Raw genomic sequence first — 19,133 nt, 5'->3', positions numbered from 1 at the left:
CAACGGCATGAGCGACGACACTCCGCAGATGGCAGTGCAGGGCCCCTGCTTGGGCGGGCCGCTGGACGGGGGAAACATCAGCATTGCGGCGCCATACAACGGCGAGCTCGCGCTGAGGGGCGCGACCGTGCTGGTGGCACTTGGAGACGAGGACCATCGCTACGAGCTCCGGCCGACCTCCGAGTATCCATTCCAGGGCTTTGTGTACGCCCAGTAGCTAGCAGCGTCTCCGGTTCCTAACGGGTCCGAGCGTTCGCCCTGCGCTTCTCGTTGCGCTCGCAGCGGCGACACACGGTGTACCCGCTGGGGGTCACTCGCCCGTGCTCGCCAAGGTCGTGGCCGACCGTGCAGTGCTCAGTGTCAGGACGCTTGCGGGTGGTCGTTGCCCGTGCGGTCTCCGGGGCATACCAGAGGGGGAGGATCTTGGCCCTGGCCTTGGCGACTCGCTTGCCGAAGGCCCGAGATGTGACGCCCAGAGCTCGTGCGGCGGCGACGCTCGAGCCGTGAGCCGCGAGGGCCGCGACCGCTTCGTACTCGAGGGGCGTGAGGCTACTGAGCACCGCGGGGAGCGACAGGCGCTCGGCGATGCCGTCGGTGAAGTCCTCGTTCGATCGGATGTTCACCCAGTAGCGCTCAAAGGCCGGCATCGCCCGGCGCTCGCGAGGGTCGCGGCCGTTGAATCGCCACGTATCCTGCACGGCTCGATGGACGGCGTCGGCGCCGGCGCGAGCGAGGTCGTACTCCTCGGGCCGGTCCGCCGAGGAGTAGATCAGCTCGACGATGCGGAACCACGCAGTCTCGTGCCGCTCAGAGTGCGTCAGTGCGCTGCTCGGACGCGCGAGGAAGAGCGAGCGACGGGTCAGCTTCTCGACGTCGGCCATGGTGAAGCCGTGGGCGAGGGTGGCGGTCTCGGCGATCAGGCTCATGTCAGTCTCCTAGGAACTGGATCTCGATGCGGGTGTTGCCGTAGCCGGAGGTGCCGCCGAGGAGGTTGACGGTGGCGCCGGCGTAGGCCTCGAGCGCGAGGGTGGCGCCGGCGGCGAGGCGCTTGGTGTGGTCGACCTCGACGGAGGCGAACGCGCTGGTGCCGTAGCCGGGGCTGGTCTGGTACGGCATCGGCGTGCCGCCGATGTTGAGCCGCCCGCCCCGGACGGTGCCGGCGGTGCCAGTGGCGTCGTAGACCAAAGTCGCCTTGATCCGGTAGCGACCGGGACGGGCGACGGTGATGGTGGAGCCGCTGACGGCGATCTGGCTGGACTCGATGACCGTCCAGGAGTTGAGGGCTACCCACGTGGCGCTGACAGAAGCGGTGGCGGGTGTGTAGACGGCTTCGAGGAACGGCGGGCCGGCGGGGTCGCCGGTCTGCACGGGCGGGAGGAGCTGGGGTGCGGCGACGGCGGTGGGGTTGGCGTAGTCGACGCTGACGATCCACCGGTCGGGCTCGATGGTGTGCCGGACGGTGGTGACGCGCGCCTTGGCGTTGATGCCCTTCGCGGTGTTCACGACCTTGTGCAGGTCGTAGAGGTCGACGAACGCCTTGGCGGTGACGTCGGCTGTGGTCTTCATGGCGACGAACCGGACGCCGTCGGGGCGGATGGCCGGTTGGGCGTTGCGTGCGAACACGTCTGCGGCGTGGGCGGCCGCGTCGGCGTTGCTGCCGTGGATGGTGAACGTCTTGTGGTGACGACCCCATTGGGCGATCGAGGCGGCGTCCTCGTAGCCGGTGAGGTGGTATTCGTCGGTGGTACCGGTGAACGTGTTGTTGACGAGCCACTTGTAGTCGATCGAGTTGATGCACGCGTCCATGTCGAACCCGAGATCGATGTCGGCGTAGGCAGACTCGTCGACGAGCATCAGGGGTGACGCGGCGCGGAGGGACACGTTGTCGACGTAGTGCTGTTCGTTGGCCGCCATCTTCACCGCGCCCTCGGTGATGACGGCGACGGTCATCACGGCGGCGACGGCGCCGGCCGGAGCTACGACCGGGCGCTCGATCGTCTTCCACGTGTTCACCGTCGAGGGCGTGCCGATGTTCCAGTCGTCGCCCGAGGTGCCGATGTAGGTGTTGGCGGCGTTGTACCAGTCGACGTACACGGGCGCCTTGCGTGACGTCACGGGTGAGTAGAGGTCGGCCTTCGCTAGGTAGGGCACGCCCGCCTGGACGGGAATCTTGGACGCGAGGGTGCCGGTGGCGTCCTGGCTCTCGATGCGCATGTTCGTGGTGAGCGCGTTGGCGTTGGCCCGCATCTGGAGGGAGTAGTTGCCGACGGACGCGGCGAGGTTGCTCCAGGTGAAGGTGGCGGCCGCGCCGACCCACTGGGTGCGCCACCCGGCGATGTTGGTCTCGAACGACGAGTTGGGGACGAGCTGGACGTCGGGGTCGCCGAGGCTGGAGAACGCGTTGAGGACGCCCTTGCGGTCGACCCAGGCGTAGCCGCGGGCAGTGTCGCGAGTGAGGGACACCTGATCGATGGCGGTCGCGTTGTCGTTGGTGGAGGCGAGGGTGGCCGTGGCGACCTGGTTGGTGTTGCCGTCGGCGTTCCACGGCACGCCGGCGCCCTCAAGCACGAACGGGAGGTCGCGGATGGTGCCGACGCCTTCGGGTCGTGCTGCCTGGGCCATGTTCTTGGTGACGTCGACCGCGGAGAGGCTGATCCGGGCGTGCTTGGGGTCGGCGGGGCGCTTGCGCTTCAGGTCATAGGTGACGTCTGCCGTGAGGAGCTCACCGGGAAACAGCGACTCCCACACGCCGGTGGTGGAGTTGAGGGCCGTGACGCGCACTCGTCGGCCGGGACGCAGCAGGGACGCGGTGGCGGGGTCGATGCTCGAGTCGAGCACGACGGCCTCGAGCGTGCCGAGGTCGAGGGCCGCACGCTCGATCTCGATCTCGTGAGTGGGGCCGAGGATGTTGGTCCAGTAGCCATCGGCGGAGACGCTGGCCCAGGTGATCGTGTTGGCCTCGGTACTGGTGGCCGCGCTGACGAGGGTGACGTCGCGCAGCCCCATCTCGGCTCCGCCCCCGGTGTAGGGGTAGGTGCCCGCGGCGCCTCCGACCTCGAAGACGAGGGCCGCGTAGGCGGTGCCGGCGGGCGCCTGGCGCGCCGAGCTGATCGCCGTGGCGTTGGAGTTGGTGTAGGCGCCAAGGAGGTCCGAGGAGATGAAGGTCCGCGAGGCGTTGTACCAGTAGATCGAGGCGCGGTGGTAGCCGTAGGGCGAGGTGCCGATGTACCAGCGTGCGCGTGCCCAGCGGCCGGCGGTGAAGGGCTGGGGTTCGGTGTAGAAGTAGTTGGACGCCGGGCTGATGGTGGTGCCGGTGATGTACTTCAGGCCGGGTGCGTTGCCGGTGGCGGCGTCGTTGGCGGCGACCAGGACGGAGTGCGCGACGGGGGTGACCCACCCCCATCCGCCGAGCTGGCCGGACGGGTTGGGGATGAGGTTGCGGTACTCCCCGGCCCCGGGGTCGCGTTCGACCTCGAGGCGGAGCACGTCGACGGTCTTGAAGACCTGGGGCGTGCTCACGCGGTCCGCCTGCCACCCGTGCCGACGAACGCGTCCTGAGCGGCGGTGAGGCGGCGGCCAAGCATGAGGTCGGTGAGCTGCTGGGCGGTCAGCTCGAGGGTGATGTGCATCGATTGGCCCATGCCGCCGAGGCGGTCGAGCGGGATGACGGCCTCGGGGCCCGCCTCACCGACGACGGCGAGGGTGGCGCGGGTGACGATGCCGCCGTCGGCGAGATAGGGAATGTTGGGCGTGCTGATGGTGAAGGAGTCGGGCAGGCCGGGGATCTTGTCCGGGATGTCGACGGAGAACGAGAGGTTGTTCCACCAGCCGATCATCTTGTTGATGACGCCCTTGAAGGACTCTCCGATGCCGTTCCACATGCCGGAGGCGGCGGAGGTGATCTTGGAGCCGAGGCCGGTGATGGTCTCGACCATGCCGTGCAGCTTGCCGAGCACGCCCCCGCCGTTGGCGGAGTAGGAGCCGACGACCTCGCCGACCTTCTCGCGGATGGCGCCCCACTTCTCGTTCAGGGTGGTGATGGCGTTCTTGATCGCGGGGCCGGCGGTGTCGGTGAACCAGGTGACGACGTTGCCGATGACCGCCTTCGCTCTCGACCAGACGGCGTCGACGATCTCGCGGAACGTCTCGTTCTTCTTGTAGAGCAGCACCAGGCCGGTGGCGAGCAGGGCGGCTCCGGCGATGATGAGGCCAATGGGTCCGAGGGCGAACCGGACGGCGACGCCGAGGGCTCGCTTGGCCGCTGCGAGGCCGTTGGTGGCGACGGTGGCGGCCTTCTGGAGGCCGGGGATCTTCTCGGTGGCGAGGTTCATCAGGTCAGCGGCACCGGTCGCGCCCATGATGGACGCCTCGACGACCGCGAGGGACTGGGCCGTGCCCTCGCTGATGAGCCCGGTGGCCTCGAGCGCGCCGGCGACGTCGCCGAGACCTCCAGCGGCCTGCGAGGTGGCAGAGGCGGTGGCGTCGGCTGCGGAGGCGGTGGAGGAGAACGCGGCGTCGATGCGGTCGCCTGAGCTCTTGGCCTGGGTGGCGGCGGAGTCCATGGCGGTCTCGGCCTGGGCGAGGCTGGAGCGCAGGTCGGCGGTGTCTGCGAGGAACGCGATCTTCACCGGTCGTGCTGCCACAGTCCTACCTGCCCTTCATCTCGTGTTGAATCCGTTCCGATGCCGGTCGGAACGCCTGCCGCTCGGCCCTGCTCATCGCCTTCCACTCCGATGGCTGCACACCGGTCGCGAGGACGAAGTGCGCCATCTCCTCGTGGGTCAGGCGGAGGGCTCTTTTCCCGCCTCGTCCTCGGTCTCGTCCTCGGTGAAGTAGTTCTGGGTGGCCGAGATGGTGAGGGCCATGGCGGACTGGTAGGCGTCCTTGTCGTTCTGGCCGCCGCGGCGGAAGTCGACGAACGCCAGGGCGCGCAGGAATGCGAACGGGTCGGCGTGGAGGTTGGTGATCTTGTCGCCGAAGTGCGCGGCGATCGCGATCTCGTCGAAGCCGGTGAGGCTCTCGAACATGTCGTTGGGGGTCTGGGTGCTCATGCGAGTCCGTTCCTGGTGGCGATGTCGGCCCAGCCCTGCTCGAGGATCTGGGGCGCCCGGTCGTCCATGACCGCGTCGGTGCGCTCGACGAACTTGGCGGGCTTGATGTTGCGCCGCGCCCACCCGTACTGGATGGGGCCGGCGTAGGGAACACGGGCCTTGCCGGCCGTGACGATGGCTCGGCCCTTGGCGCGGTTGCCTCGGACGGAGGCGCGCAGGTTGCCGGTGCGTCCGACGGGGACGTAGCCCTGCATGACGTCGGCGGCTTCGGCCGCCACGGCGGCCATGGCGTCCTTGAGCTCTTCGACGTCGATACCGGCCTTCTCCAGGGCGCGAGTCGTCTCGCGCAGGCCCTCGACGTAGACGCCCATCAGACGACCTCGTGCTTCTTCCCGTCGATGACGTGGGCGCCGGGGACGTCGAAGACGTAGAGGCCGCCGGAGACGGTCACTCGCGAGCCGTCCGGGCGCTCCACCTCAGTGCGCTCGGGAACCTCGACGTCCTGGCCGACCTCACGCTTCGGGGCGGTCATCAGAACGTCCCCGAGGTGGACTCGGTGGGCTTGGCAGCGAAGACCCAGCGGCACTCGAAGGTCTGCTTGGCCGTGGTCGACGGGTTGGCTGCTCCGCCGATGATGTCGCCGTCCGGCATGATCACGGTGACGTTGCCGGAGTAGTGCGGCTCGGTGGCGGTCGCGGTGGCGTTGCCGTAGGGGTTGACCTTGACGGCGACGCTGGTGCCGGGGTTGTCCCACAGGTAGCGCCACAGAGAGCCGGTGGCCATGTCCTGGGCCGCCTTGAAGCGCAGGTACCACTCGCGGGCGCCGCCGGCCGCGGCATCTGCGTAGGACGTGAAGTCCGAGTCGGCCGGGTCGGACCCGACCGCGGCCTCGCTGACGGTGGAGGTGTACTCGGTCGTCCCCACCTTGATCTTCAGGAACCGTGTCCCGAGTGCTGCCATGGTGCTTCTCCTGTCTGGGTCAGACGCCTCGGGCGCCTTCGATGATGAGTCCGTTGGTGGAGCCGCCCTCGAGCACGAGGTCCGCGGGGGTGGCGGTGGTGACGTAGAGCTCGTCGGCGAGTGCGACCAGCAGGTCGCGCAGGTGGGTCGCGATCCACTGTTCGGCGGCCTTCACGTCCTGCGGGAGCGCAACCCAGACCTGCCAGGTGTCGATCCACCCGAGGCCGCTGTCGTCGCGGTTGAGACCGTTCCACTTCACGAAGCCGGTGAAGGGCTGCAGGCTCTGGCGGTACTCGGCGGCGATGTCGAGCCCGACGACGGTCGAGGCGGCGGCCGCGATGTCCGCGCGGGCGGCCATCAGGCCACCGGACGCTTCCGCATGGGCAGCTCGAGGCGGCGCACCTCGGCGTCCGTGCCGCCGACGGTGTTGCTGACGCCCGTGGTGTCGGACAGCTCCACCTTGAAGCCGAGGGCCAGCGGACGGACCGCGAGGTTGTGCGCCACGCGGCGGCACAGCGCCTCGACGAGGTCGGCAGGCCAAGCGGCGTCGTCGGCTGGGACATTGACGACGCGCGCCTGGGCGGCCTTCTCCGCGGCGAGCACCTCCAGGATGACGGCCGCATCGGGAACCGGCAGTCCGGCTGAGGCGAGGTAGTCCGCCACGTCGTCCAGGCTCGGTGAAAGCATGACGGCCTCCCTTCGTCAGCTCTTGCGGGACGTGCGAGGGCGCTTGGGCTGCGGGTCGAGGTCCTCGCCCGCTGCGATGCGGCGGGCGATCTCGACGCGCTCCGCGTAGGACATCGGCCGGGCGCCCTCGGTGCCGCGGGGGCGGACGTTCCCGCGCTCGTCATAGACGGGCGGGTCGGGCTCCTTGTCCGCGGTCTCGGCCAGCTCGGCGTCGGTCTTCGGCTGCTCGATCTCGGCGCCGGCGAGCTCGGCGTCGGACTTGACCTTGCGGCGAGCCATCAGGCGTCCGCGGTGTCGTAGTCGATGGGCTTGACGTCGGAGTCGCGCAGGATCGCGGTGCCGACGTAGCCCCAGATCGCCATGTCGATGGACTTGACCTGGTACTCGAAGGTGAAGCGCTTCGGGGTCGAGGTCCAGCACCACACCGAGGACGGCACGAAGTTGAAGCTCATCGTGTTGGTGCCCTGTGCGAGGGCCCACGCCGCGCGCACGGTCTGGTTGCCCAGCTGGATCCGGTCGAAGGTGCCGTCGACCGTGCCCTGCGCGTTGGCGGGGCCGAGCACCGGCAGGAGGTTGCGGCCGGCGCTGTCCTTCGCGGCGACCAGCGCCGGGAAGAGCTTGGCGTCCGCGGCCATCGCGGTGAAGCGGTTGCCGCCGCGGACGAACTGCAGTCCGGCGAAGTAGTTGGTCAGGGACGCGACCAGCGGGGCGTCGACGGCGCCGGCGAGGTTGAGCTCGGCCGTCGCGGTGGTCTTGAGACGCGCAGCGATCTTGGCCTCGACCGCCTCGTAGTAGGCGTTGAGCATCTCGCCCCAGATGATCCCGTCGGCCTGCGGGCTGCCGCCCTGGTCCCAGACCTCGCGGTTGATCTCGATCTTGCCCGAGACCGGGGCCGGCGAGATCGTCTGGTTGGTGGCCGCGAACGAGCCCGGCGTGGGCTCGACTCCCTCGGCGTGGTCGCCGACCAGGCCGGCTGCCGAGGAGAACCGGGGCACCGTGAAGGGCGTCTTGTCGTCGATCGAGCCCTTGCTCACCAGGTCGTAGAGCGGCCGGGTGTAGGACAGGTTCGGCACGTAGAGCTCGGGCCGGTTCTGGGTGGGGTTGAGGGTGGCGACGTTGCCGGTGGTGACCGCGAAGGCCTCGTCCATGAACGTCTCGATGCGCTGGCGCGCCTCGGAGTCGCCGGAGGTGTAGGCGTCCTTGATGTCCTGGGTGAAGGAGTGGGAACCCGCGACGCCGTCGAAGCGGTAGGGCAGCTCCTCGGTGACCTGGCCGGTGCCGCCCGCGGTGGCCGAGACGGTCTCGCGCTGGGGGAACTGCAGTCCCTCGAAGCCCTTGGTGATGGCGTCGCTGATCGCAGAGAAGTCCGTGGCCACCTCGGTGGTGGTCTCGGCCTCCGCCGTGGTGGTGTCAGACACGGTGCTTCCTCCTGGGTTGATGGCGTCGAAGCTGACGCTCTGGACTCGCGCCCCACCGAAGACCGGTGCGGGCGTGAGGCTGATCTCGTGGATGGGGATGTCGACGGCGTGGTAGACGCCGCCCTTGAGCTGGTACTTGGCGCCCTCGCTGGGGCCGATGGAGAAGCCGTCCCACACGCCGCTGTCGGCCTGCGCGAGTGCGCGGTCGCCCTCGGGGGTCTTCGCGGCCTTGATGGCGACGTCGAGGCCCTCGTCGGTGTCGTCCCACTCGGTGACGACGCCGTAGGCGTGGGCCTGGTCGTGCAGGGCCCAGCCCTTGACCTTCATGCCGTCCTTGGCGCGGATGGTGCCCTTGGAGAACTGGAACTGCCGCCCGTTCTTGGTGCCGACGACGCCGTAGGGGATGGCGCGGCCGCGGATGATCCGCTGCTCGGTGTCGACGGAGAAGACGGTGCCGGCGGGGATGACGTCGAAGGTCATGGTCTCGGTCACGATGCGGCCTCCTGGGGAGCGGGGAGTGCGCGGACGGCTGCCGGCCGCGGGAGCTCGACGGCGGGCTTGTCCTCGGCCTCGCGGATCTCGGGGCCGGTGTAGGCGCCGACGCGCAGGCCGATCTCGTAGGTCTCCATGCGGGTCTTGGTGTCCGAGCGCAGGAAGGCGTCGAGGTTGTGCTTGGCGTAGTGCCCGCGGGGCGTGACGTCGTTCATCGACAGGCGGCCCTCGATGGCGATCAGGTAGCCACCGAGCGTGAAGTCGACGAGCTCCTTGCGCTTGTGCTCGGCGTTGAAGTAGGTCCGCGAGGTTGTGGAGACGTTCAGCGCTTCGGAGTCGACGCCTGCGACGTTGGCGATCTGCACGACGGCGTGCTGGCGGGCGTCGGCCATCTGCAGCTGCTCGGGCGACCAGCCGTCGCGCTTGTAGCGCACACCCCAGGGCACGAAGCCGGTCGTGTTGGCGCGCCGCGCCTCGGCCCAGTCGTTGACGAGCTGGGTGGGGTCGTCGACCGGGTCGTCGGACTCGAACCAGTCGATGGGCGGAGTGCCGTCGGCGTACTTGCCGGCTGCGACGTCGAGTCGCAGGCAGGTGCGGATCGCGCGGGCGCCGGCGACGAGGAGCGGGTCGTTGGGGGAATCGAAGCGGATGAGCTCGGAGTCCGGGACATGCTTGCCGTTGACGTAGACCTTGCCCTGTTCCTCATCGACGCTGACCTCGCGCGGCTTGAGCACCTTGACGAAGGTCGGGTAGCCCTGCCAGCCCGTCTCGACGATTCGCCACCAGGCGATGCCCTCGAAGAGGAGGTCCTCGACGGTCTGGGTCATCGTCACCGAGCGGGGGCGGTGCTTCTCGGGCTGGTCGAAGAGGCTGCTGACGACTTGCTCGCGCTGTGCGTTGTAGCAGTCGAGCGGCAGGCCGCCGATCGTCCCGGCGATGAGGTCCCGCACGCGCTTGACCGCCGGCACCTGGATGGCGCTGCGGCGGTCGATGCGGGGAGCGGGGGCGGTCGGGCTCTCGTAGGAGGCGATGCCGAACACCGCCGGGTCGATCGACGAGGCATCGACGGCGAAGGCTTCGGGGACGGGCTCAGACTCGACGGCCTGGGCGAGCGCCAGACCGTCGAGTCCCAGAGCACGCGACCAGAACCCCATGCGGAAATCGTTCCGCCTTCGGGACTGGTTGTCGTTACCAGTTTGGGTCCATGCCTACGCGCTGGACGGGAGCACCATGCGACTGCTGGCGCCAGCGCGGCGACGAGCCTCAGAGGTCGCCCACGCCACTGCCTTGACGGCGTCGGCGCGGGTGTTGGAGACGAGCCTGGGCCCGTCGGCGCCCGGCATCGTGCGCACTTCGAGCACCTGGCCGGTGAGGTGCTCGCCGCCGTCGTGCTGGATCGCGCCCTCGGAGAGCAGCCGGTCGAGGTCCTGCACGGCCGCGCCCACCCGGGCCTTCATCGCCTTCTTGCGCGTGGTGCGGAACGCAGGGTCGTCGGCCAGCGACGCCCCGAGGAGCAGCGGCCCTCGGTAGCCGGTCGCCCGGGCGAGCTCGAGCGCGGCCGCGGCGTCCTCGACGTCGATGGCACGCACGAGCGCGGGTCCCTCCTTGGTGGTGGCCCAAGCGATCGCGACCGAGATGCCCTCGGCGAACCAAGACTCGGCCGCGACGGCGGTCGGCACGGTGTCCGGCATCGCGGCGGTGCGTGCCGCCCAGGCGTCGGGCTCGACGAGCGCCGTGCCGCGCAGGCGCTTGGTGTGACGGAGCTTCCACATGTTGAGGTACTGCGCCTTGAACGCCTCGATGGGGTCCGGGTCGTCGGCCTCCGGGTCGGTCTCGCCGGCCAGCGCCTTCTCGTACTTGCTCTCCATCATCTTCTCGCGGTCGGCCGACCAGTGCGGCGAGGCGGCCCGCCAGACGGCGCGGTCGCTGAGGTCGGCCCCGACGGGTGCGCCCCAGACGAGCAGCAGCGTCTCGCCGTCGTCGACCGCGAGGGTGTCGATGATGCGCCCGCGCATCAGGCTGGTCGCGCGCCGGTGCGCCGTCGACGTCAGCAGCAGCTGCGGGGACTCCCGCTCCAGCATCGTCGGCTCGAGGTCGTCGTCGATGCTGGCCGGCGGGACGTCCCACGACTCGTCGACCAGCGCGAGGCACGCGTCGTAGCCGGTCGTGGAGTCCTTCGAGCGGGCGACCCAGCGGTTGACCTCGCGGTAGGCCACCTGCGGCTCGGTCATCCCCTTCTTGCTCGACCAGTCGTCGCGCGCCTCGGCCCACGGCCACGCCTTGCGCATCACCTCGCGCACGATCGCCAGGTCCTTGCCGGTGTGGAGCACGAGCTGCTCGTCCTCGAAGAGCTCCGGGCCCTTCGCCAGGCGCCACAGCGCCATGCCGCGCAGCCGCACCGACTTCCCGATGCGTCGCGGGCCCGACTCGAGGATCACCCGGTACGGGAGCGTGCCGTCCTCACGGTGCTGCAGCTGCAGGACGATCGCGAGCTTCTGCCACCAGCGAAACCGCAGCGGTCGACCGCGCTCGCGGAGGTTGGACTCCATCCACTCGATGGCCTCGGGCCCGTAGGAGCCCACCGACTCGGCGTGGACCGGCGAGACCCACAGCGGCGGGGACGCATCCCCAGGCACGACGAGGTACGGCTTGAGCCACTCGGGCGCTGCTTGGCACAGATCTGCCCACGAGAGGCCCTCACGGATGACGAGGGGCTCGTCTTGGCCTCCGTGTGTGTGTGCGGGAAGGAGCGGGGGCTTCTGGGCGTCCGTCTCGTGGGGAAAAACGGCTTCGATCTCCGCGTCGCTGAGTCCCGCGGCTCGGAGTGCGTCGACCTTCGCCTTCTCGATGACGGCGGCCTGTGCGGTCTTGCGTGAGCAGGCGTCGTGCTCGTGTCGCCAGTTGCTGGGCTCGAGCATCAGCTCGGGGTAGGCAGCCCGGGACCGGATGTGGCCGACGATCCACGTGGACGGGTCGGCGTCGGCCGCGATGGTGACGCCGCATCGACCGCACGGTGCCGGCAGCTTGGTGGCCATGTGGGCGCGAGCGTTGGTGACCACGCGGCCCGACCACTCACGAGGCATCGCGCACCTGCCCCAGTCCACGGGCGAGGGCGGCATCGGGGGACAGTCGGCGGGGGATGAGCCAGCGGGCGTGGCTATCGGGGGTGAGCAGGCTCATGCGTCGTGCACGGTCCAAGCTGCGACTGAGGGTGCGCTGGTCGAGGCCGGTGGCCTCACGCAGCTGGCCGCCGCTGAGGTGTTGGTCCTCGTGATCGACGGCGTAGAGCCAGACGCGGAACCAACCGGGGAACCGGGGGTGGTCGTAGGGCTCGGCCATCACGCGCTCCTGTGGTTGAGGTAGATGGATGCGAGGGGTGTAGGTAGGTGGGTCTTCTTAGGGTCAGGTCCGTTTCGAGTACCTCTGGCGGTCTTCTCGCGTACCTCTGGCGGTCTTGAAACGGACCTCTGGGAGCGCCAGATGTCCACGAGGCGGACCTCTGCAATCACGACGCCGCCTCCTCGCAGAAGTACGTCTCGCGTACCTCTGGGTTGGCCGGGAAGGTGAGCCGGTAGCGAGGCGCGCGGTGCTGTCGTCGGGGCTCGACCTGCTCGAGCCAGCCGCCGGCGACGAGGCCTTTGACGGCGTTGTTGAGTCCCGTCTTCGACCGGATCTTGGTGCGCTCCGAGAGCTCGGCCCAGGTCACCCACGCGATGTCCTCGGCCGCGCGCTCCTGCGTTCTGGGGTCGGTGGCGCCGGCGTACTTCGCGTACACCAGCGCGACGAGCAGCTCGTTGGGCTTGAGCGCGTTCTGGGCCCACAAGGCGTCGGTGTAGCGCGTGCGAAACTTCGACCCGGCCGCCTCAGTCACCGGCGACGGCGCGGGCGCCGTGGAGCTCGACCTGGTCCTTGAGCCAGGCGATGCCGATGTGCAGGCCGCGCTCGTACTCGTCGCAGACCCAGCCCTCGCCCGCGGGGTAGTGGCTGGCCGAGCAGTGGTCCTCGCTCGACTCGTGCGACAGACCGATGAGCTTGACCTCGGTGCCGATGACGCCGTCGAAGGTCGTGGTGCCGTGATTCTGGATGAACTCGCCCAGCTCGGTCAGCTCGTTGACGGAGTCGGGGGTCTTTGGGGTCTCGGTGGTGGTGCTCTGGTCGGACATGGGGTCTCCTACTTGCTCGCGGTGGTGGTCTTGCGGGCAGCCATGCCCTTGCCGTTGAGGACGAGGAAGAGCGCCCACTGGCGCTCCTGCTCGGTCACTCGCCGACCGCCTTGGCGAACTGGGCCTCGACCCACGCCTCGACATCGGACTTGCGGTAGACGATGCGCCGGCCGAGCTTGGCCGAGCGCGGGCCGATCTTCTTGCTGCGCATGTACCGCAGCGTCCCCTCGGGGACGCCTGTCATCTCAGACACTGCTTCGATTCGGAGGATGGGATCTGCAGCTTCCATGGCTGTCGTTCTCCTGGCGCATAGGCGTGGCTTGCTTCCTGCGCTTACCAAGTTAATCGCCGCCGGGACTGTTGGCAAGCACCTGACGCATGTAGTGTCTGTGCGCGTGGAGAATGAAGAGTTGACTGCCGAGCAGATCGCTGGCCGAGAGGTCGCTCGACTGCGGGGCGACGTGGGCATGACGCAGGCAGATCTCGCGCGGCGCCTCAGTGCGCGTGGCGTCGAGATGCACCAGACCACCGTGGCGAAGCTCGAGGCGGGCCGTCGGCCGATCCGACTCAACGAGCTCGTGGTGCTCGCTCAGATCCTCGGCGTATCACTGGAGTCGCTCCTCCCCAAGAGCGGCGCTCCCAGCCCGCTGGAAGCCGCGCGCGCCGAAGCCAGGGAGAAGGCACGACGGGTCGAGGTTTTGACGACTCACCTCAACTCGGCTCGCGCTGTCGCCGCTGCCACCGAACAGCAACTTGCCCAAGCCGAGGCCGAGTTTTCTGACGCTCTGCACCGCCTGGAGGCCGAGAGCGCCCGTCACAAGACGGAGATCGCCGGACACGAGACGGGTGCTCATGGCTAGCATCAAGAAGCGCCCGAATGGCAAGTACCGCGCGCGCTACCGCGACCCCGCCGGGCGGGAGCGCGCCAAGCACTTCGACCGGAAGGCCGACGCGCAGGCGTGGCTCGACGCCGAGACGGCCGGGATGGTTCGCGGCGACTGGATTGACCCCCGCCACGGCAAGCTGACGTTTGCGGAGTGGTTCGCCGACTGGTCGGCCAGACAGGTATGGGCGGACGGCACGCTCGAGGCCGCCCAGCAGGCCGCCGCATCCGTTCCGTTTGGATCGCTGCCCATGCGTCAGATCCTGCGTTCGCACGCCGAGGCGTGGGTCAAGTCGATGGCCGACACTCTGGCTCCCAGCACGACGAAGATGCGTTACAACTACGTGCACATGGCGTTCCGCGCGGCCGTGCGGGACAAGGTCATCCGAGAGGCGCCCACCGACGGCGTAAGGCTGCCCAAGGCGCCGCGCGCTGAGGTGGCGATGGTGATCCCGACCCCACAGCAGGTCGCGCTCGCCCGCGAGTCGTCGCACGATCCGACCTTTGTCGGCTTCGTCGCGGTGTGCGCCTATGCCGGGCTGCGCCTGGGGGAGGCGGCCGGCCTACAGGTCGGCGACGTCGACTACCTGCGCAGGGAGATCCGCGTGCGGCGTCAAGTGCAGGGCAAGACGCGAACCGACACCAAGATCGTGCCTCCCAAGGCTGGGTCCGCCCGGACGGTCTACATCACCGACGAGCTCGTGCAGGTTTTGTCCGTCCAGGCGTCCTACGCGTGGGGCGAGGAGTGCTGGCTGTTCGGCGTCGGCACGCTTCTCAACCGCAACTCCGCGGGCAACCTCTGGCGCGGCGTGCGCAGCAAGGTCGGTATGGACGAGTTCACCCTGCACGACCTGCGCCACTTCTACGCCTCCGGCTTGATCGCCGACGGCTGCGACGTGGTGACGGTCCAGCACGCACTCGGGCACTCGTCGCCGACGATCACCCTCAACACGTACTCGCACCTGTGGCCCAAGGCTGAGGACCGCACGAGGGCCGCAGCGGCATCTCTCTGGGTTTCCGCGGACCCTGTGCGGACTCAGGGCATTCTCGACCCCGCTGACCTGCAGTCTCAGCGGTAGTTGGTGAACTGCACCGCGAAGTCGTAGTCCTGCGACTTCACCAGCTGCTGGACGGCCTGCAGGTCGTCGCGCTTCTTCGACGACACCCGCAGCTCCTCGCCCTGCACCTGCGCCTTGACGCCCTTGGGGCCCTCGTCGCGGATCAGCTTGGAGATCTTCTTGGCGTCCTCGGAGGTGATGCCCTCCTTGAGCGTGATGTCGATCTTGGAGACCTGCCCGGACTGGCGCGGGTCGGAGGCGTCGAGGATCTTCAGGCTCTGGTTGCGCTTGATCAGCTTGTCCTGGAAGACGCTGAGCACCGCGCTGGCGCGGTCGTCGGCGGACGCGGTGATCTCGATCGCCTTCTCGCCCTTCCACTCGATGCTGGCCCCGGTGCCCTTGAAGTCGAAGCGGGTCGCGATCTCGCGGGCGGCCTGGCTCAGGGCGTTGTCGACCTCCTGGCGGTCCAGCTTGCTCACGATGTCGAAGCTCGAGTCAGCCATGTGTGTTGCCTCCTTGAGGGGCCTCCCGGAGGTGCCCCGGCGATTCGTGGTGAAGTCCGTGCCTTGCTATTCTTCCGCACGGCCCGGCAGGTTGCCCGAGCGGCCAAAGGGAGCTGACTGTAAATCAGCCGGCATTGCCTACAGAGGTTCGAATCCTCTACCTGCCACTGGAGACATCCAGGGACGAGGACCCCCGTCGTGCGACGGGGGTCCTCGTGCGTCCGGGGGTCGTGCGGGCCGCACGCGGGTGCTTGACTGCCCGGGTGAGCACGGCACCTCCCGACGACGCGTGGCTCGACGCCGAGCTGCGCCGCCTCCTGTCCTTCGGCGACCGCGTGGTCCACCCCCTCGGCGGAGCGGCCTGGCTCGACGACGGCGGTGCCCCCGACCTCGCGCGTCCGGTGCACACGTGGATCACCGCCCGCACCGTCCACGTCTTCGGCCTCGGCGCGCTGCTCGGGGTCGCGGGCAGCGCGGAGACAGCCGCCGGGGCGCTGCGCGGGCTCACCGGCGTGCTGCGCGACGACGAGCACGGCGGCTGGTTCGCCGCCGTCGGCCCGGACGGCTCGCCCGTCGACGCCGAGAAGGCGGGCTACGCCCACGCGTTCGTGGTGCTCGCCGGCGCGACCGCCGCCACCGCCGGCATCGACGGGGGAGAGGCCCTGCTCGCCGAGGCCACCTCCGTCTTCGAGCAGCGCTTCTGGGACGAGCCGACCGGCCGCGTCCTCGACGCCTGGGACCGCGCGTGGACCGCACCCGACGACTATCGCGGCCTCAACTCCGCCATGCACTCGGTCGAGGCGATGCTCGCGGCCGGCGACGCCACCGGCGACCGCGTCTGGCACGAGCGCGCGGCGCGGCTCTCGAGCCTCGCCGTCGACCTCGCCGCGACGTACGACGGCCGGCTCCCCGAGCACTTCGGCCCGGACTGGACCCCCGACCTCGAGCTCAACCGCGACCGCCCCGACGACCCCTTCAAGCCGTTCGGCGCGACCGTCGGGCACGGCCTGGAGTGGTCGCGGCTGCTGCTGCACGTCGAGGCCATCCTCGGCGACGACGCCCCCTCCGGGCTGCTGGAGACGTCGCGGCTGCTCTTCGACCGGGCCGTCGCGGACGGGTGGTCCGCCGACGGTGCGCCCGGCTTCGTCTACACCACCGACTGGGACGGCACGCCGGTCGTGCGCCAGCGCTTCCACTGGGTCGTCGCCGAGGCGATCGGCGCCGCGGCCGCGCTCCACCGCCGCACCGGCGAGGCGGCGTACGCCGCGCGGTACGCCGAGTGGTGGGCGTACGTCGACGCCCACGTCCGCGACCTCGAGCGCGGCTCGTGGCGCCACGAGCTCGACCCCGCCAACCGACCCGCTGCGACCGTCTGGCCGGGCAAGCCCGACCTCTACCACGCGGTGCAGGCCACGCTCCTGCCTCGACTGCCGCTGGCGCCCGGTCTCGCCGCGGGGACCGCCCGGTTCCTCGGCGGCCCGGCGACGGCATGATGTCCCCATGACCGACGAGCAGCCCCGCATCCTGGTCGTCGGCGAGGCGCTCGTCGACGTGGTGCCCGACGACGACGGCCGCCCGCGCGACCTGCCCGGCGGCAGCCCGGCCAACGTGGCGATCGCGCTCGGCCGGCTCGACCGCGACGTCCGCCTGGTCACCGTCCTCGGCGACGACGAGCGCGGCCGCCTGGTGCGCGCCTGGCTCGAGCGGAGCGGCGTCGAGGTCGAGGCCCACGCGCCGGCGGGCGGACGTACGTCCAGCGCCACCGTCACCCTCGACGAGCAGGGCGCCGCGAGCTATGTCTTCGACCTCGAGTGGGACCTGCCGACCGTGGCCGACGAGCCGCGCGACGTGCTCCACGTCGGCTCGATCGCCACCGTGCTCGCGCCCGGCGCCGACGCCGTGCTGGAGGCGGTGCGCGCCCACCGCGGCCACGCGGTCGTCTCCCTCGACCCCAACGCCCGCCCCGTCCTCACCCCCGACCGCGCACCCGTCGTCGCTCGGGTCGAGGAGCTGGTGACGCTCTCCGACGTCGTGAAGGTCAGCGACGAGGACCTCGCCTGGCTCCACCCCGACGACGACCACGTCGCGGTCGCGACCCGCTGGGCCACGCAGGGCCCCGGCCTGGTGGTGGTCACCCGCGGCGGCGACGGCGCGGTCGCCGTCCGCCCCGACGGGACCGTGCTCGAGGTGCCCGGCGTGCCGGTCGCGGTGGCCGACACGGTCGGTGCCGGCGACACCTTCAGCGGCGTGCTCGTCGACGCCCTCCTCGCCCTCGGCGTACGCGGTCGCGACGGCGCGTCCGTCCTCCGCGGCCTCTCCGACCGCGACGTCCTCGGCGCGGTGATGGCCGCCGCCGTCGGCGCCGCGATCAACGTCTCGCGACCGGGCGCCGACCCGCCGTCGCGCGCCGAGCTGTCCGCGGCCCTCGGCACCGGGGCGGACCAGGAGTGAACCCCGAGCAGGTCCACGACATCGGGAAGCGTCGGGCCTGGGTGATCTGGCTCGTCGCGCTCGCGGTCTACGTGCTCGCGGTCTTCCACCGCAGCTCGCTCGGCGTCGCCGGCATCATCGCCGCCGACCGGTTCGGCATCAACGCCACCAGCCTGGCGACGTTCACCGTCCTCCAGCTCATCGTCTACGCCGGCATGCAGGTGCCGGTCGGCGTGCTGCTCGACCGCTTCGGCTCCCGGGTCATGCTGCTGTCCGGACTGGCACTGATGACGGCCGGCCAGCTGGCGTTCGCCTTCGCGAGCTCGTTCGCCACCGCCGTGGCCGCTCGCGCCCTGGTCGGCGCGGGCGACGCGATGATCTTCGTCAGCGTGATCCGCCTGGTCACCGTGTGGTTCCTCGTCCGCCAGGCGCCGCTGGTCACCCAGCTCACCGGGCTCACCGGCCAGCTCGGCGCGATCGTCGCGGCCGGCCCGCTCTCGTTCCTGCTCCACCAGCTCGGCTGGACCCGCGCCTTCGCGCTCACCTCGAGCGTCGGCGTCGTGCTGCTGGTCGCGGTGCTCCTGCTGGTGAAGGACTCGCCCTACCGCCGCGACGAGGTCGTCGCGGTCAAGCTGCGCGCGCTCGCCGAGTCGGTGCGTACGGTCTGGGGCAACCCCGGCACCCGCCTCGGGATGTGGTCGCACTTCACCTCCCAGTTCGGCGCCACCGTCTTCACGCTGCTGTGGGGCTACCCGTTCCTCGTCCAGGGCCTCGGCTGGAGCGCGGGCGAGGCGAGCACGCTGCTGATGGCGATGACCGCCTGGGCGGTCGTGAGCGGTCTGGTGCTGGCCCGGCTGGTCGCCCGGCTGCCCTACTACCGCTCGTTCATCGTGATCGGCGTCGTGATGGCGATGGTCGTGCCGTGGACGGCCGTGCTGCTGTGGCCCGGCGCCGCGCCGGTGTGGCTCGTCGTCGTGATGGCCTTCGCCACCGCCAGCGGAGGCCCGGCCTCGATGGTCGCCTTCGACCTGGCCCGCTCGTTCACCCCGGCCCACGCGATCGGGCGGGCCAACGGGCTGGTCAACGTCGGAGGCTTCACCGCCTCGCTGCTGACCATGGCCCTGATCGGTGTGGTCCTCGACCTCGCCCAGCCCGGCGGGATGGACGCCTACGACCTCGGCGACTTCAAGCTCGCTCTGTCCGTGCAGTACCTCTTCTGGGCCTTCGGCATCTGGCAGATCCTGCGCTACCGCCGCCGCGGTCTCGCCCACCTCGATCGGCTCCACCCCGGCTCGATCGAGCAGATGAGGGCCGGGCAGCCGTTCGTGCACCCCGGCATCGGCACCGAGGGCGTCTAGCCGCGCCGAGGTGTAGGCGTCGGGCGCGGTGGCTGAGCCACATTTCGCGAGCCCGGAATGTCGGTGTAGCACCGCTGCCGGCGTGGCGCACGAGCGACCGTCCGATGGCGGTGGCTGAGCCACATTCCCC

Annotated in this window: 24 protein-coding genes and 1 tRNA gene; 7 read left to right on the top strand and 18 right to left on the bottom strand. The window is 70.1% G+C overall.

From position 1 onward, the window contains the following. The first annotated feature begins 7 nt into the window (after window positions 1-7). Window positions 8-217, top strand: coding sequence for a hypothetical protein (locus tag KDN32_RS17785; protein ID WP_211733585.1), 210 nt, complete (start codon window positions 8-10; stop codon window positions 215-217). 19 nt (window positions 218-236) lie between these two features. On the opposite strand, the gene KDN32_RS17780 is transcribed toward KDN32_RS17785, so the two are convergent. The 17 genes from KDN32_RS17780 to KDN32_RS23015 all read right to left on the bottom strand — a co-directional run bounded on the left by KDN32_RS17780 (window position 237) and on the right by KDN32_RS23015 (window position 13,060). Continuing rightward, entirely contained in the window at window positions 237-926 is a 690-nt protein-coding gene (locus KDN32_RS17780) for a hypothetical protein (protein WP_211733584.1), read from the bottom strand. A 1-nt stretch (window position 927) separates the two neighbouring features. Beyond that, window positions 928-3,519: a hypothetical protein gene (locus tag KDN32_RS17775; protein WP_211733583.1), complete on the bottom strand. Its 2,592-nt coding sequence runs from the start codon at window positions 3,517-3,519 to the stop codon at window positions 928-930. Continuing rightward, on the bottom strand, window positions 3,516-4,643 hold the full coding sequence (locus tag KDN32_RS17770; RefSeq protein ID WP_211733582.1) for a phage tail tape measure protein: 1,128 nt from the start codon (window positions 4,641-4,643) through the stop codon (window positions 3,516-3,518). The genes KDN32_RS17775 and KDN32_RS17770 overlap by 4 nt, the downstream gene beginning before the upstream one ends. Before the next feature lie 138 nt (window positions 4,644-4,781). Then, window positions 4,782-5,051: a hypothetical protein gene (locus KDN32_RS17765; RefSeq protein ID WP_211733581.1), complete on the bottom strand. Its 270-nt coding sequence runs from the start codon at window positions 5,049-5,051 to the stop codon at window positions 4,782-4,784. Next, window positions 5,048-5,422, bottom strand: a complete 375-nt coding sequence (locus KDN32_RS17760; protein ID WP_211733580.1) for an HK97 gp10 family phage protein — start codon at window positions 5,420-5,422, stop codon at window positions 5,048-5,050. The genes KDN32_RS17765 and KDN32_RS17760 overlap by 4 nt, the downstream gene beginning before the upstream one ends. Next, window positions 5,422-5,583 (bottom strand): hypothetical protein, encoded by a 162-nt coding sequence (locus KDN32_RS17755; protein ID WP_211733579.1) that lies wholly within the window; start codon window positions 5,581-5,583, stop codon window positions 5,422-5,424. Before KDN32_RS17755 ends, KDN32_RS17760 begins: the two co-directional genes overlap by 1 nt. After that, a complete protein-coding gene (locus KDN32_RS17750; protein WP_211733578.1) occupies window positions 5,583-6,011 on the bottom strand; it encodes a hypothetical protein in 429 nt (142 codons plus the stop codon). The genes KDN32_RS17755 and KDN32_RS17750 overlap by 1 nt, the downstream gene beginning before the upstream one ends. Before the next feature lie 19 nt (window positions 6,012-6,030). Further along, on the bottom strand, window positions 6,031-6,369 hold the full coding sequence (locus KDN32_RS17745) for a hypothetical protein (protein WP_211733577.1): 339 nt from the start codon (window positions 6,367-6,369) through the stop codon (window positions 6,031-6,033). Continuing rightward, window positions 6,369-6,674, bottom strand: a complete 306-nt coding sequence (locus tag KDN32_RS17740) for a hypothetical protein (RefSeq protein WP_211733576.1) — start codon at window positions 6,672-6,674, stop codon at window positions 6,369-6,371. Before KDN32_RS17740 ends, KDN32_RS17745 begins: the two co-directional genes overlap by 1 nt. Before the next feature lie 39 nt (window positions 6,675-6,713). Next, complete coding sequence (locus KDN32_RS17735; RefSeq protein WP_211733575.1) at window positions 6,714-6,977, bottom strand: hypothetical protein; 264 nt, start codon at window positions 6,975-6,977, stop codon at window positions 6,714-6,716. Further along, the gene (locus KDN32_RS17730; protein ID WP_211733574.1) at window positions 6,977-8,608 is read right to left on the bottom strand and encodes an HK97 family phage prohead protease; all 1,632 of its coding nucleotides are present in this window, start codon (window positions 8,606-8,608) and stop codon (window positions 6,977-6,979) included. The genes KDN32_RS17735 and KDN32_RS17730 overlap by 1 nt, the downstream gene beginning before the upstream one ends. Beyond that, window positions 8,605-9,762, bottom strand: coding sequence for a phage portal protein (locus tag KDN32_RS17725; protein WP_211733573.1), 1,158 nt, complete (start codon window positions 9,760-9,762; stop codon window positions 8,605-8,607). Before KDN32_RS17725 ends, KDN32_RS17730 begins: the two co-directional genes overlap by 4 nt. Before the next feature lie 54 nt (window positions 9,763-9,816). After that, entirely contained in the window at window positions 9,817-11,643 is a 1,827-nt protein-coding gene (locus KDN32_RS17720) for a terminase large subunit domain-containing protein (RefSeq protein ID WP_211733572.1), read from the bottom strand. Window positions 11,644-11,680: 37 nt separating this feature from the next. Continuing rightward, window positions 11,681-11,947 (bottom strand): hypothetical protein, encoded by a 267-nt coding sequence (locus KDN32_RS17715; protein WP_211733571.1) that lies wholly within the window; start codon window positions 11,945-11,947, stop codon window positions 11,681-11,683. A gap of 166 nt (window positions 11,948-12,113) precedes the next feature. Then, window positions 12,114-12,431 (bottom strand): MarR family transcriptional regulator, encoded by a 318-nt coding sequence (locus KDN32_RS17710; protein ID WP_211733570.1) that lies wholly within the window; start codon window positions 12,429-12,431, stop codon window positions 12,114-12,116. Between the two features lie 40 nt (window positions 12,432-12,471). Beyond that, window positions 12,472-12,771, bottom strand: coding sequence for a hypothetical protein (locus KDN32_RS17705; RefSeq protein ID WP_211733569.1), 300 nt, complete (start codon window positions 12,769-12,771; stop codon window positions 12,472-12,474). Window positions 12,772-12,865: 94 nt separating this feature from the next. Then, window positions 12,866-13,060: a helix-turn-helix transcriptional regulator gene (locus KDN32_RS23015; RefSeq protein ID WP_283093585.1), complete on the bottom strand. Its 195-nt coding sequence runs from the start codon at window positions 13,058-13,060 to the stop codon at window positions 12,866-12,868. A gap of 106 nt (window positions 13,061-13,166) precedes the next feature. On the opposite strand from KDN32_RS23015, the gene KDN32_RS17695 reads away from it, so the two are divergent. Both KDN32_RS17695 and KDN32_RS17690 read left to right on the top strand, forming a co-directional pair. Beyond that, on the top strand, window positions 13,167-13,631 hold the full coding sequence (locus KDN32_RS17695) for a helix-turn-helix domain-containing protein (RefSeq protein WP_211733567.1): 465 nt from the start codon (window positions 13,167-13,169) through the stop codon (window positions 13,629-13,631). Then, entirely contained in the window at window positions 13,624-14,733 is a 1,110-nt protein-coding gene (locus KDN32_RS17690; protein WP_211733566.1) for a tyrosine-type recombinase/integrase, read from the top strand. The genes KDN32_RS17695 and KDN32_RS17690 overlap by 8 nt, the downstream gene beginning before the upstream one ends. Here the strand turns inward: KDN32_RS17690 and KDN32_RS17685 are convergent. Continuing rightward, entirely contained in the window at window positions 14,724-15,215 is a 492-nt protein-coding gene (locus KDN32_RS17685; protein ID WP_211733565.1) for a YajQ family cyclic di-GMP-binding protein, read from the bottom strand. The genes KDN32_RS17690 and KDN32_RS17685 overlap by 10 nt on opposite strands. A gap of 85 nt (window positions 15,216-15,300) precedes the next feature. Here KDN32_RS17685 and KDN32_RS17680 point away from each other — a divergent pair. The 4 genes from KDN32_RS17680 (at window position 15,301) to KDN32_RS17665 (ending at window position 19,003) form a co-directional block, all read left to right on the top strand. Then, window positions 15,301-15,382: transfer RNA gene (locus KDN32_RS17680), tRNA-Tyr, on the top strand. Window positions 15,383-15,478: 96 nt separating this feature from the next. Next, entirely contained in the window at window positions 15,479-16,708 is a 1,230-nt protein-coding gene (locus KDN32_RS17675) for an AGE family epimerase/isomerase (protein WP_211733564.1), read from the top strand. Between the two features lie 7 nt (window positions 16,709-16,715). Then, on the top strand, window positions 16,716-17,666 hold the full coding sequence (locus KDN32_RS17670) for a carbohydrate kinase family protein (protein ID WP_249217252.1): 951 nt from the start codon (window positions 16,716-16,718) through the stop codon (window positions 17,664-17,666). Continuing rightward, window positions 17,663-19,003 carry an MFS transporter gene (locus tag KDN32_RS17665; protein WP_307854193.1) on the top strand — a complete coding sequence of 447 codons (1,341 nt, stop codon included), beginning with the start codon at window positions 17,663-17,665 and terminating at the stop codon, window positions 19,001-19,003. Before KDN32_RS17670 ends, KDN32_RS17665 begins: the two co-directional genes overlap by 4 nt. Window positions 19,004-19,133: the final 130 nt, after the last annotated feature.

This window comes from Nocardioides palaemonis (assembly GCF_018275325.1).
GTDB lineage: Bacteria > Actinomycetota > Actinomycetes > Propionibacteriales > Nocardioidaceae > Nocardioides > Nocardioides palaemonis.
Note: the sequence above shows the minus strand (reverse complement) of the source record. Positions and strands in the feature narration are given on the sequence as shown.

Excerpts from the sequence above, each read along its gene's own strand:
- KDN32_RS17785 (WP_211733585.1), top strand. The coding sequence starts at position 8 with ATGAGCGACGACACTCCGCAGATGGCAGTGCAGGGCCCCTGCTTGGGC.
- KDN32_RS17780 (WP_211733584.1), bottom strand. The coding sequence starts at position 926 with ATGAGCCTGATCGCCGAGACCGCCACCCTCGCCCACGGCTTCACCATG.
- KDN32_RS17765 (WP_211733581.1), bottom strand. The coding sequence starts at position 5,051 with ATGAGCACCCAGACCCCCAACGACATGTTCGAGAGCCTCACCGGCTTC.
- KDN32_RS17760 (WP_211733580.1), bottom strand. The coding sequence starts at position 5,422 with ATGGGCGTCTACGTCGAGGGCCTGCGCGAGACGACTCGCGCCCTGGAG.
- KDN32_RS17755 (WP_211733579.1), bottom strand. The coding sequence starts at position 5,583 with ATGACCGCCCCGAAGCGTGAGGTCGGCCAGGACGTCGAGGTTCCCGAG.
- KDN32_RS17750 (WP_211733578.1), bottom strand. The coding sequence starts at position 6,011 with ATGGCAGCACTCGGGACACGGTTCCTGAAGATCAAGGTGGGGACGACC.
- KDN32_RS17745 (WP_211733577.1), bottom strand. The coding sequence starts at position 6,369 with ATGGCCGCCCGCGCGGACATCGCGGCCGCCGCCTCGACCGTCGTCGGG.
- KDN32_RS17735 (WP_211733575.1), bottom strand. The coding sequence starts at position 6,977 with ATGGCTCGCCGCAAGGTCAAGTCCGACGCCGAGCTCGCCGGCGCCGAG.
- KDN32_RS17725 (WP_211733573.1), bottom strand. The coding sequence starts at position 9,762 with ATGGGGTTCTGGTCGCGTGCTCTGGGACTCGACGGTCTGGCGCTCGCC.
- KDN32_RS17720 (WP_211733572.1), bottom strand. The coding sequence starts at position 11,643 with ATGGCCACCAAGCTGCCGGCACCGTGCGGTCGATGCGGCGTCACCATC.
- KDN32_RS17715 (WP_211733571.1), bottom strand. The coding sequence starts at position 11,947 with ATGGCCGAGCCCTACGACCACCCCCGGTTCCCCGGTTGGTTCCGCGTC.
- KDN32_RS17705 (WP_211733569.1), bottom strand. The coding sequence starts at position 12,771 with ATGTCCGACCAGAGCACCACCACCGAGACCCCAAAGACCCCCGACTCC.
- KDN32_RS23015 (WP_283093585.1), bottom strand. The coding sequence starts at position 13,060 with ATGGAAGCTGCAGATCCCATCCTCCGAATCGAAGCAGTGTCTGAGATG.
- KDN32_RS17690 (WP_211733566.1), top strand. The coding sequence starts at position 13,624 with ATGGCTAGCATCAAGAAGCGCCCGAATGGCAAGTACCGCGCGCGCTAC.
- KDN32_RS17685 (WP_211733565.1), bottom strand. The coding sequence starts at position 15,215 with ATGGCTGACTCGAGCTTCGACATCGTGAGCAAGCTGGACCGCCAGGAG.
- KDN32_RS17670 (WP_249217252.1), top strand. The coding sequence starts at position 16,716 with ATGACCGACGAGCAGCCCCGCATCCTGGTCGTCGGCGAGGCGCTCGTC.